The sequence below is a fragment of the Nostoc sp. genome (assembly GCF_036919555.1).
Taxonomy (GTDB): Bacteria; Cyanobacteriota; Cyanobacteriia; order Cyanobacteriales; family Nostocaceae; genus Nostoc.
The window spans coordinates 45,018-57,069 of record NZ_JBALCS010000002.1 but is presented as its reverse complement, the minus strand read 5'-3'; the positions used below and the strand labels follow the sequence as shown (position 1 = coordinate 57,069).

Here is a 12,052-nt window from a genome sequence, read left to right as displayed (position 1 = left end):
CTAATCAAAAACAACAAAAACTTATATTTAGGGCTTGCTTGAATAACTAACCAATCCTGATCTTGCTTTTTTATTACTTTTTCAGCAACCCCTATGTAGCTAAAGAGTTACTAAATATTCTTGATATTTAAACTAATTTTGATAAAAAATATCACTAAATTCTGCGGCAAAGTTTTCTTGTCCTAACTCAACGAAAAGTGCTTTTAATTGCTCAAATATATTTTCAGTTCCAGAACAAAAATCCCAAAATTCATTTTCAACCCATATATTCTGAATATTTTATTATGATTTGCAAATAAATCCGATATGAATATATTTAGCTAGCAGGGTGCGTTACGGCTTTAGCCTAACGCACCAAGTTAAATTGAGCATGCTGCATGAGAAATACTAAACAATAATTATCAATGCCCAATGCCCAATGCCCGCAACGATCGCTAGTCAGATTTTTTCGTATCTGCTGATTTACTTACCTTCGGTATGACTAGCACCTTATCAACGCGGTTCCCATCCATATCCATTACTTCAATTCGCATACTTTGCCATTCAAAATAATCTGCGGCGGCAGGAATACGACCTAAATTGGTGATCACAAAACCGCCTAAAGTTTGATAACTGCCGCGTTCCTCAGATTGCCACTCTTCCATACCGAAAAGTTCCAAAAACTCCTCTACGGGCAACATTCCATCCAAAAGCCAGGAACCATCTTCGCGTTGCACAGCTTGGGGTTGATCTTGGCCATCTGTGGAAGGAACATCACCCACGATTTCGCTCATGATGTCGTTGAGAGTGACTAATCCTTGAATCACGCCGTATTCATCGACTACCAGCGCCATGTGAGTGATGGTTTGCTTGAACAATTCCAAAACTTTCAAGCCACGGGTGCTTTCTGGCACAAATACGGGCTGTCGCAATCCTATGGTCAAGTCTAGCGGTTCTCCTCGGAAACTCCTGGCTAATAAGTCGGTGACAGGGATAACACCCAGCACATTGTCAAGTCCCCCCTGACAAATTGGATACCGAGAATAGGCACTATCAACCATTTTTTGGCGATTTTCTTCGGCAGAGTCGTCTAAGTCTAGCCAGACGATATCCGGGCGGGGTGTCATTAAGTAGCTGACAGGGCGATCGCCTAAACGAAACACTCGCTCTACCATATCCTGTTCAGCTTCCTCAAAGGTTCCCGCCTCAGTACCTTGCTCAATTAAGATTTTAATTTCTTCTTCGGTGACTTGTGGCTCAGTAGAAGCTGTAATTCCCAGCACTCGCAGGATCAAATCTGTAGAAGCGCTTAAGAGAAAGATTACTGGAGAACCGATCGCCGCCAAGGCTTGCATCGGAATAGCTACAATCGATGCAATCCTTTCTGGGTTGTTTAATGCCAGACGCTTCGGTACCAATTCGCCAACAATGAGTGAAAAATAGGTAATCAGCAAAACCACTATTCCGAAGGAGAGCGGGTCACTATAAGGTGCTAAGAAGGGGACGCGTTTTACATAGATTGCCAACCGACTGGCAATTGTTGCTCCGCCAAAAGCACCAGTCAGGATACCGATCAGGGAAATACCCACTTGAACGGTTGACAGGAAATGATTTGGAGACTCAGCTAGTTTTAGTGCTACTTTTGCCTTGGCATCTCCTTGATTGGCAAGCTGTTGTAGCCTAACTTTCCGGGCTGAGACAATCGCCATCTCAGACATAGAAAACACGCCGTTGGCAATAATTAGCACCAAAATGATTAAAATTTCAAAAGTGATGGAGGACATGTTTAAAATTGCCGCTTATCAGAGCGAACGTAGCTCAATCCCTAGTATCTAGTATTAAAGGTGCTTCGATAAATGCTTTGACTGTACACAAAGTAGTAGTTATAGTTCTTAGGCCTATTAGTCGCTGTGCATTATTTTTCCATCGGAGGAATAAGAAGACTGTTAACACTTTTAAAATAGTTGACATAAACTGCCTCAAGATTTTCTGACCCACAAAGACTCCCATCGCTAGTAGTACTTATGTCATTTTCTTCTATTGTGCGTGCCTTGGCGCGATCGCCGCTCACCACTGAATTTATTTCTAAGCTAAACCGACAACAAGAATTGCGGTTAAATGGCATTCCCCGGCTGCCCAAGGCTCTGGTGGCTTCGGCTTTAGCGCGGGCTACTGGCAAGGATTTGTTCGTGATTTGCGCCACTCTGGAAGAAGCTGGACGCGTTTACGCACAACTGGAGGCAATGGGATGGCAAACAGTACATTTTTACCCCACCTCCGAAGCTTCTCCCTACGAACCTTTTGACCCGGAAACTGAGATGAGTTGGGGGCAAATGCAGGTATTGGCAGATTTGGGTATGGGGCATGGGGCATGGGGGAGCCAGTGCGTTGCGGAGGTTCCCTCCGTTAAAGCAACTGGCGTCATGGGGCATGGGGAAGAAAACCAGATCCCAAATCCAAATTCCCAATTACTCAAGATGGCGATTGTGGCTACTCAAGGGGCGCTGCAACCTCACTTGCCGCCACCAGCAGCTTTTCAGGAATTCTGTCTTACCTTGAAGCGGGGGATGGAATTAGACTTGAATGCTTTCAGTGAGAAAATAACTATTCTGGGATACGAACGGGTGCCTCTGGTGGAAACGGAAGGACAGTGGAGCCGACGGGGCGATATTGTTGATGTGTTCCCAGTTTCATCTGAGTTTCCAGTCCGCTTGGAATGGTTTGGCGATGAAATCGAGCAAATGCGGGAATTTGACCCAGCAACCCAACGTTCCGCCCTCGACAAAGTTGACCAGTTAATTCTTACCCCCACGAGCTTTACTCCCGTCGTGATGGCAGCACTGAAGAATAGTTCTGAGTTAGGAGTTAGGAGTTATGAGTTAAATTCTGACTTAGAACTCAAAACTCAAAACTCATCACTCTTGGAGGGTAGTCGTCGCTTTTTGGGGTTAGCGTTTGAGCAACCAGCATCTCTGCTAAACTACTTAGCAGAAAATACCCTGATTGCCATTGATGAGCCAGAACAGTGTCATGCTCATAGTGATCGCTGGGTAGAAAATGCTGAGGAACAGTGGGGAATGGGGCATGGGGAAGAATCTACTCCCCTAACATTACCTAAGATTCATCGGTCGTTTGATGAGTGTTTGGCTGATGTTGCCAAATTTAAAACATTATACTTATCGGAACTGTCAGAGGAAAATAGTGGGATCAATCTGGCTAGCCGACCTGTTCCAGTCATGCCGCACCAGTTTGCTAAACTAGCTGAGACCATCCGCCAAGAACGCGATCGCAATTTCTCGATCTGGCTGCTTTCTGCTCAACCTTCGCGTTCCGTCTCGCTTTTACAAGAACATGACTGTCCGGCTCAATTTATCCCCAATCCCCGCGACTACCTAGCGATCGATAAGCTCCAAATCAACCATATTCCCATAGCCCTAAAATATTCTGGTCTTGCGGAACTAGAAGGTTTTATCCTGCCTACGTACCGTTTGGTAATTGTTACAGATCGAGAATTTTTTGGGCAACATTCCTTGGCGACTCCCGGCTATATCCGCAAGCGCCACAAAGCTACTTCTAAACAAGTTGATCCCAATAAGCTGCGCCCAGGCGATTATGTAGTTCACAGAAATCATGGTGTTGGCAAATTTGTCAAGCTGGAAAGTTTGACGATTAATCACGAAACCCGTGATTATTTAGCGGTGCAGTATGCTGATGGGTTACTCAGAGTCGCAGCCGATCAAGTAGGTGCTTTATCCCGGTTCCGCGCCGCAGGTGATAAAGCACCCGAACTCAACCGGATGACCGGTAAAGCTTGGGAAAATACCAAGAATAAAGTCCGCAAAGCGATCAAAAAATTGGCGGTGGACTTGTTGAAACTGTATGCAGCGCGATCGCAACAACAAGGTTTTAGCTTTCCAGGTGATATGCCTTGGCAGGAGGAATTAGAAGATTCTTTTCCCTATCAACCCACAACGGATCAGCTCAAAGCTGTCCAAGATGTGAAACGAGACATGGAAAGCGATCGCCCAATGGATCGCTTAGTTTGTGGCGATGTCGGTTTCGGGAAAACGGAAGTGGCGATTCGTGCTATTTTCAAAGCAGTCATCGCCGGTAAACAAGTGGCACTCCTTGCGCCAACGACTATTTTAACACAGCAGCATTACCATACACTCAAAGAACGTTTTGCACCTTACCCCGTGAATGTCGGCTTACTCAACCGCTTTCGTTCGGCTGAAGAACGCCGCGATATTCAAAAGCGATTAGCAACGGGTGAATTAGATGTAGTAATTGGTACGCACCAACTTTTAGGTAAAGGCGTGACATTCCGGGATTTAGGACTGTTGGTAGTAGATGAAGAACAGCGGTTTGGGGTGAACCAAAAAGAGAAAATAAAAAGCCTGAAAACTCAGGTGGACGTGCTTACCCTCTCCGCCACTCCCATTCCCCGGACTTTGTATATGTCCTTGTCGGGAATTCGGGAAATGAGTTTGATTACCACGCCACCCCCAACCAGACGCCCAATTAAAACCCATCTGTCACCGATAAATTCTGAAAGTATCCGCAGTGCGATTCGTCAAGAATTAGACAGAGGTGGACAGGTGTTTTATGTAGTCCCACGAGTGGACGGCATTGAAGAGACAACAGCAAATTTACGAGAAGTGATTCCGGGGGCTAGGTTTGCGATCGCTCACGGTCAAATGGATGAAAGCGAGTTAGAATCAACGATGCTCACCTTCAGTAATGGCGACGCAGATATCCTCGTTTGTACGACAATTATTGAATCTGGCTTAGATATTCCGCGAGTCAACACCATTTTGATTGAAGATGCTCATCGCTTTGGATTGGCACAACTGTATCAATTACGCGGTCGTGTGGGACGTGCAGGTATCCAAGCTCATGCTTGGTTATTTTATCCGAAGCAACGGACGTTATCTGATGCGGCACGGCAACGATTACGAGCAATTCAGGAATTTACTCAGCTCGGTTCTGGGTATCAGCTAGCGATGCGCGATATGGAAATCAGAGGCGTGGGTAACTTGCTAGGTGCAGAACAATCCGGTCAAATGGATGCCATCGGTTTTGATTTATACATGGAAATGCTGGAAGAAGCAATTCGGGAAATTCGAGGACAAGAAATTCCGCAAGTGGAGGATACGCAGATTGACCTTAACCTCACGGCATTTATCCCAGCAGATTACATTACCGATTTGGATCAAAAGATGAGTGCATACCGGGCGGTGGCGACAGCGAAATCTAAATCAGAATTAAAGCAGATTGCAGCCGAGTGGAGCGATCGCTATGGTAGTTTACCGGTGCCTGCAAATCAACTTTTGCGAGTCATGGAACTCAAACAGCTAGCCAAAAAAATCGGATTTAGCCGGATTAAACCAGAAAATAAGCAGCATGTCGTTTTAGAAACGCCGATGGAGGAACCAGCTTGGAATTTATTGGCGGCGAATTTACCAGAAAATCTCAAGACGCGCTTTGTGTATTCTCCTGGGAAAGTTACGGTGCGCGGGTTAGGAGTTTTTAAAGCAGATCAACAATTGCAAAGTCTAATTGATGCTTTCGGGAGAATGCAAGGTGCGATTCCAGAGGCCGCTGTTGTTTAAATGCTAGAAAAAGATTAGTCATCAATTGCTTGATAAGTTTTGCTCAAGTTTTTATCAATTAAGAACCAAACCTACAGAGGATAAGCAGAGTGAGTATTAATCTTGATTTGCCACCAGAGTTAGAAAACCAGCTTTTTACTGAAGCTTCTCGGTTAAATCTTCCTCTTTCTGAATACATTCTTCGGATTCTTTCTGTGAGACAGGTTTTAGCAAATCCTCCCAAGACAGGAGCCGAGCTTGTTGCTTATTGGCAGAGCGAAGGCGTGATTAACTCACGACCTGATATTACAGATAGTCAAATATACGCTCGTAAGTTGCGTGATGAAGCCCAAACCCGTGAGCGAGAATATAGCGGTTCTCCTTTGGATGCAATACAGTCTGACCTATCTCCAAGCCTCTCTCCTAAAAGGAGAGAGGCTTGGAATCTTGCTCCCCTTCCCTTGTAGGGAAGGCAGGGTGGATTAATTGTCGAGAGAGAAAAAGTTTTCTCACTCGACCGTTGGACTCGCAGGCATTCCACAAGAGGAGTCGGGGTGGTCAAATAGCGCATCAAAAATCATTTGAAGTTGGTTAGCCATCAGCCTTAACGCTTCAGGAAGAGTTCGACAATCTAACTGACGAGCGAGGGAAACTAAAAACTGTCTGACCATCGCCCAATTAGCTGGTGAAAAACCGCCAGTATGAATACAGTTATCTTCATTTAAAGTTACATCCTTGAACGGCAGTCGCCTCAAGTCGGCAAAGCCGCCCACAGCGCTGCCTCCCCAATGAAGTTGATTTTCGATTGACCAATGACCACGAATAACCTCAGCGAATTCTGAGGCTGAGTAATTTAAGCTACTTAAATAAAAGTGTCGTTCATGATAATCAACAATCTGGCGACGACTTTTCTTTCCTTGAGGTCGAGTTCCATATCTGTTAACCTCAATTAAACTTTTAGCACCAACCCAATCAGGTAGTGACTCAAATGGAATTGGATAGACTTTGACTTGGCGAGTCGTCTTTCGTCCATGTAAATTTTCATAATGGTAATTAGTATCGATAGCGATTGAGGATTCAGCTAGCTCAGTAGCTACTTTCAGCAGATTTGGCTGGTTTCCTTTAATAGTAATAATATAGTCATTTTCTCCTTCAATAATTAACTCAACAGTTTTTTTTGGCAATGTAGTGCATCTGCTGTAATCACAATATGATGCCCAGAAAGTGTTTTAATTAGCTCTTCTACCACACTAATCTCACTCTTGTGGTGATTTTCCATAGCTTGATGTCTAACTACCCATCCTTGTTGATGACTATAAACTGAAACGATACTCACAAAGTTTTGATAAGATTTATTTCCCCCTGTCACAGTACTTTTAATACATTTGCCATCGATAGCAAATAATTCTTTGAAATTAATTGGCAAACTCTTCTCTGCCCAGATGTTAAACAGTTCAGCTAATATCTGAAAATCAATAGACATCATGATATTTCTGAATGTTGATGCCGATGGAAATTGAATATCTGGAGATAAATTTAATAATTTGATTAGGGATAATCGATGATTTTTAGTAAATTCAGCTAAAGGTTTATACCCCCAATATTCCGTACAACTACCTAACAAAACTATAGTTAGTATTATCCCAAGTCTATGTCTAATCCCTCTGGCATGTCGATAATCGGGAACCCCTTGGATTGCTTCGATTAAATTCATTCCCAACTTTCCTCTCTTTTTGGTGTTTTTCTCAAGGAATCATCCTTCCATGTTATATTTTCTCTCTTGACAATTAATCCACCCTGCATCTGAAGCGAATTGCCCAAGTTGAAGGTTATCGACAAGAGGAACTGATCTCTTCTGAAAAAATCAAAGTCTATATCGCAGAAAAAGCATCGATAATACTAGACGGCAAAACAAAAAAAACTAAATACCAGACCCTGACACCAGCCCACATCAGCCCAGAACTGGGTATTGAAGCCCGCAGCTTTGATACAACCATCGAAACGATGAACCGGATTCAGGAAGCGATCGTCTGGAGTGAGGAGTAATGTCTGATGGATTAACTGATATTGCTATTCTCAAAGAGATGATCAATGAAACTGCTACAGTTTCATTGGAAAATGATGACTACGGCAAAAATAAGGTCATACTCAGAGAGCCGCCACCCGCCAACTACGATGTAACTATTTATGGGATGCCCGATGATGATGAGGTCATCATCATCAATGCAGATAAATTTAAGTCACCGGATACAGTTTTTAAAGGAAACCGTGGTGAATGCAAACGTGCGGATTTTGTCATCGTTACTGATACTGGCAAGAAAAAGGTCATCCTCTGCATTGAGATGAAAGCAAAGGCTAGCACAAGCACAGAATGGGAAATCATTCAGCAACTTAAGGGCGCTCAGTGTTTTGTCGCCTATTGCAAAAAAATTGGTAAAGAGTTTTGGGGACAAAAAAATTTCCTTGATACTTATGTCTACCGTTTCGTCACCATCAGAAATATCAACATTCATAAGAAACCAACACGGGAGAAAATAACTGATGATCATGACAGTCCAGAGCGGATGCTAAAAATCAGTTTTCCACATTATCTTCAATTCAATCGTTTGATCGGAGGGAAAAAATAATGGCACTGCATAAAAACTTCCCCAACTTGCCCCACGCTATCCTCGATCCAACAAATCGCTGGTTTTCGGCAGTGCGATCACAACTGAATTTAAGTTTGTTTACCTACTCTTATTGCTCAAGTTATTATCCCACATTCCGCACTTCATCGTGTAATACACGAGGATTTCCAACATCTGGCTAATGGTGGTTAAATAGCAATCACAAATCCCCAATAATTTCAGTATTAATACTTAATAATTGAGCATTATTAGGAAATATTCTTGAATATCGATGTATTACATCTTGAAGTGCGGAATGTGGGGTAGAACTGTCTCAAACTCCAGTAATTCTGCTTTTAAGAGCGATCGCTATGGTACTTTACCAGTGTCTGCAAATAAACTTTTGCGAGTCATGCAACTCTAACACCTAGCGAAAAAAGTCGGATTTACCAGAAAACAAGCAGCACGTCGTTTTAGAAACACCAATGGAAGAACCTGCTTGGAATTTGTTAGCGGCGAATTTACCAGACAATATCAAGACGCGGTTTGTGTATTCTCCTGGGAAAGTGACGGTGCGCGGGTTAAGAGTTTTTAAAGCAGATCAACTAATTGCAGAATTTGATTGATGCTTTTGGGAGAATGCAGGGGACGATTCCAGAGGCGGCTATTGTTTGAGAAAGCATCGATTTTGGATTAAACCAGAAGTCACGACTAATGTGCATCCAAGTTGCATAATCACTTGTGTTCGCGTAGCGTCTCCGTTAGGAGAAGACTGTCATTAGTCATTAGTCCTTTGTAAATACAAATGGCTCTTGATCAATGACAAAGCACAACCAATACAATCGGTCATGTAATTTAGATATGTTTTAGTTTAGCTAGCTGTAAGGCAAGCTCGGATGAGTAAGTCGCACTCACTCCTGATACGCTATTATTAGCACATACGAGGAGGTTCCAGCTTGCCCACACGAGAACAGTCAGATACTGCCATATTTGTCTGTCAACTCCTTTCTAGTTTGTACCAGCCAATTCAAGTTTTTCGTTACGACCAGAAATTCAAGACCATTTACATTCAAGCTGGGGTCAGTGATGAGATTGCACTTGTGATCGATGAAGATGGAAGTTGGGAGTTTGTTCTATGACATCGAATCTGTCTGAGATGACAAATACTGAGTTAAAACAGTACCTTTCTGAACACAGAAATGATCAGCAAGCTTTCCAGGCGGCATTGGAGGTCTTGATGAGTCGCCGTAATCCAGCCAATCATCAACCATATCCTTTCGACCTTGCCGATCCCAAAACTGAAGTCGAAGCAATTTTTAGAAAAAAGTTGAACCAGACTGAGTAATAAGAACTGTTAATAGTCCGGTATTCTCTTAGGTTAAGTCCAGGCATAAACGCCCACTGTAAGTGGCGATCGCACCCTAACAATCCCAACAGAGTACAAGCAGGGTTAAAGGGCAGTTGCGAAAAACCCGTTTTGGGATTGAAACAGAAACCTAATTCGTGAGTATTAGGAATCCCTGTACGTTTACGTCAGGGAGGATGTCAAAGTATGACTTTCGTAACAATTGACAGCTATGGCTGAGCTACTTGAACAAGCGATCGCCAAACTAAAAAACTTGCCTGCCAATGAACAAGATGCGTAGGCGTAGCCCGCCGCAGGCATCGCGGCGATGATTTTGGAAGAACTAGAAGATGAACGCTCTTGGGATGAAGCTTTCGCCCGTTCCCCTGACGGACTCGCTTTCCTGGCAACCGAGGCAATGGCTGAATACCGTGCAGGAAAAACCCAAGAGTTAGATCCAGATACATTGTGAAGTCACGTATAACCGCTCAGTTTCGTCAAGGGTTTGCTTCACTACCTGAGCAAGTTCAAGAGCAAACCCGTGAGGCATATCGCCTCTTCAAACAAGATCCGAGCCATCCAAGCTTGCGCTTCAAAAAAGTACATCCAGAACTACCAATTTATTCAGCACGGATTAGCAAAAGTTATCGACCAGTTGGACAGTTAGATGGAGATACGGTTATTTGGTTTTGGCTTGGTTCGCACGCAGAGTATAACAAGTTGCTCTCTCAGTTGTAGCGACACAGTGCGATCGCATTCCCGATTTGGATCAAAAGATGAGTGCTTACCGTGCCGTCACGGCGGCGAAATCTAAAACAGAATTAACGCAGATTGGCGTTGATTAGAGCGATCGTCCTTTTTCTAAATACAACAAGCGATCGCTTTTTTATATTTCAAAACCTTGATACTATATATAGTATCATCTCTCAATGAGCAAATTAAGAAAATTAGTAGATCGCTTTTTGAAACGACGTCCAGAAGTGCGGTTTCAGGAAGTTTACTATCTATTAGAAGCTTTTGGCTTTGAAGAAAAAAAATCTCAGGGTAGCCATCATAGCTTCCGAGACTCCCAAGGTAAAACTATCACTGTACCCAAAACAGGAGGACAAAAGTTAAAGGAATCTATGTACAGCAAATAGTTGAACTATTAAATTTAGAAGAGTGGATTGATGAAGACACTGAACCAGAAGAACCAGCAGATTGAGAAGCCGTCCTTAGAATATTATTTAAATCTTCAGTACCCTGTAATACTTTACCCCGACCCAGAGGGGGGATATGTAGCTCAAATTAAAGATTTACCTGGATGTCTTACCCAAGGCGAAACCCTTGAAGAGACAGTGGCAAATCTCAATGAGGCGCGGGAATTGTGGATTGAGACAGCTTATGAAGCCGGCGATGATATTCCTTTACCAAGTAGTAATGATAGCTATAGCGGTAAACTATTACTACGGATGCCAAAATCTTTACATCGATATCTAGCTGAGACTTCTGAACGAGAAGGCGTTAGTTTCAACCAGTATATTGTGTCTTTGCTGAGTGCGGTGGCATAATTAACAGCAAAGCAATCGTAGTAAATTTCCAGATATTTTATAAATAGTCAAAAAATACTTCAGGTACTAATCTTAATTCCCTAGATTTTAAGCGAGAGATATCTATCCATAACGCTCTATGTTTATGAGTTTGTGATTCGGAAAAAATTAAAGTTTCCAGTTGATAAAATTTGTAATCAGCAAAGTCACATTGATAAAGCTGAATAATTTCATGACCTTGCCTACCATTAAATGTAAACAGGTTCTCTATACAACCCAAATAGCGAATATTCATTAAGTCTGCCTGAATTTCCTCTTGAAACTCCCGTTCTAAGGCGACGCGGCTGGTTTCGCCAAATTCAATACCACCACCCAAAGCACGATAAAATGTTTCTTGCTTTACGGGATCGTAGCCTTCAGAAAGAAATATGCGATCGCCATGCCGAATTAGCCCCAAGGCTATTACCCGAATTTCGCCTGCTTTATTCATTTTTATAACTAATTATCGTAAATAGACTGAGGACGACTTTCGCTATCCTCAACAGGCCAATCTGCATTTTCGCCACCGATGTACAATTCTTCAATAGTGACATATTCCTCACTTAGCTGTGTGAGGGCGTTGATTAAAATATCCAGGGCGATCGCATCACTGGTTCCTAAGTCAAACCAACAACGCCCCCACTGTCCCTCATATTCAAACTCACCGATGTTGTGCATCAGTGCTAGCAGGCTTTTGTCATACCCTTGTCCATCATAATTCATGTAGCTGATATCGAGTCCAGTGTCCTGCACCTGAAGATTCTCTGCATTAAATGCACCCAATTTACCCAGATAAAACCAGGAATTGAAAACTTCTTCTACAAACTGCTTTTCACGCGCAGAAGGATTTGTGCTGAATTTCAGCCAAATCCACATATCAAAAGGATTAATTTCGCGGAACTGAATCTCCATTTTGGTCTAATATTTCAATTACTCTTCTGAAAATAAGCATATCAAAGTAGG

11 protein-coding genes and 4 pseudogenes are annotated in these 12,052 nt (G+C 42.9%); 11 read left to right on the top strand and 4 right to left on the bottom strand.

Translation table 11 applies throughout. The features are described 5' to 3' along the window. Positions 1–434 precede the first annotated feature (434 nt). A complete protein-coding gene (locus tag V7K36_RS00445) occupies positions 435–1,763 on the bottom strand; it encodes a hemolysin family protein (RefSeq protein WP_335112260.1) in 1,329 nt (442 codons plus the stop codon). 240 nt (positions 1,764–2,003) lie between these two features. Between V7K36_RS00445 and mfd the strand changes: the two genes are divergently transcribed. Together mfd and V7K36_RS00435 are read left to right on the top strand one after the other, a co-directional pair. Further along, the gene (gene mfd / locus V7K36_RS00440) at positions 2,004–5,591 is read left to right on the top strand and encodes a transcription-repair coupling factor (protein WP_335112258.1); all 3,588 of its coding nucleotides are present in this window, start codon (positions 2,004–2,006) and stop codon (positions 5,589–5,591) included. Between the two features lie 89 nt (positions 5,592–5,680). Continuing rightward, positions 5,681–5,935 (top strand): annotated as a pseudogene (locus V7K36_RS00435) (hypothetical protein); the annotation flags it as partial. Positions 5,936–6,079: 144 nt separating this feature from the next. Here the strand turns inward: V7K36_RS00435 and V7K36_RS33905 are convergent. Continuing rightward, positions 6,080–7,284, bottom strand: a pseudogene (locus tag V7K36_RS33905) (ISAs1 family transposase). A 331-nt stretch (positions 7,285–7,615) separates the two neighbouring features. Between V7K36_RS33905 and V7K36_RS00420 the strand changes: the two are divergent. The 9 genes and pseudogenes from V7K36_RS00420 (at position 7,616) to V7K36_RS00380 (ending at position 11,071) form a co-directional block, all read left to right on the top strand. Continuing rightward, complete coding sequence (locus tag V7K36_RS00420) at positions 7,616–8,197, top strand: hypothetical protein (protein ID WP_335112252.1); 582 nt, start codon at positions 7,616–7,618, stop codon at positions 8,195–8,197. Then, a complete protein-coding gene (locus tag V7K36_RS00415) occupies positions 8,197–8,379 on the top strand; it encodes a hypothetical protein (protein WP_335112250.1) in 183 nt (60 codons plus the stop codon). Before V7K36_RS00420 ends, V7K36_RS00415 begins: the two co-directional genes overlap by 1 nt. A gap of 158 nt (positions 8,380–8,537) precedes the next feature. Then, positions 8,538–8,851: pseudogene (locus V7K36_RS33900) on the top strand (hypothetical protein); the annotation flags it as partial. Between the two features lie 281 nt (positions 8,852–9,132). After that, a complete protein-coding gene (locus V7K36_RS00405; RefSeq protein WP_334708372.1) occupies positions 9,133–9,315 on the top strand; it encodes a DUF6888 family protein in 183 nt (60 codons plus the stop codon). Then, positions 9,312–9,521, top strand: a complete 210-nt coding sequence (locus tag V7K36_RS00400) for a DUF6887 family protein (RefSeq protein ID WP_335112246.1) — start codon at positions 9,312–9,314, stop codon at positions 9,519–9,521. Before V7K36_RS00405 ends, V7K36_RS00400 begins: the two co-directional genes overlap by 4 nt. Positions 9,522–9,753: 232 nt before the next feature. Further along, positions 9,754–9,993 (top strand): annotated as a pseudogene (locus tag V7K36_RS00395) (hypothetical protein). Beyond that, positions 9,990–10,259: a ParE family toxin-like protein gene (locus V7K36_RS00390; RefSeq protein ID WP_335112244.1), complete on the top strand. Its 270-nt coding sequence runs from the start codon at positions 9,990–9,992 to the stop codon at positions 10,257–10,259. Before V7K36_RS00395 ends, V7K36_RS00390 begins: the two are co-directional and overlap by 4 nt. Before the next feature lie 191 nt (positions 10,260–10,450). Beyond that, a complete protein-coding gene (locus V7K36_RS00385; protein WP_335112242.1) occupies positions 10,451–10,660 on the top strand; it encodes a type II toxin-antitoxin system HicA family toxin in 210 nt (69 codons plus the stop codon). 30 nt (positions 10,661–10,690) lie between these two features. After that, a complete protein-coding gene (locus V7K36_RS00380; protein ID WP_335112240.1) occupies positions 10,691–11,071 on the top strand; it encodes a type II toxin-antitoxin system HicB family antitoxin in 381 nt (126 codons plus the stop codon). 37 nt (positions 11,072–11,108) lie between these two features. On the opposite strand, the gene V7K36_RS00375 is transcribed toward V7K36_RS00380, so the two are convergent. Continuing rightward, positions 11,109–11,540: an NUDIX hydrolase gene (locus tag V7K36_RS00375; RefSeq protein WP_335112238.1), complete on the bottom strand. Its 432-nt coding sequence runs from the start codon at positions 11,538–11,540 to the stop codon at positions 11,109–11,111. A gap of 8 nt (positions 11,541–11,548) precedes the next feature. Continuing rightward, complete coding sequence (locus V7K36_RS00370) at positions 11,549–12,001, bottom strand: DUF3531 family protein (RefSeq protein WP_334824894.1); 453 nt, start codon at positions 11,999–12,001, stop codon at positions 11,549–11,551. Positions 12,002–12,052 lie beyond the last annotated feature (51 nt).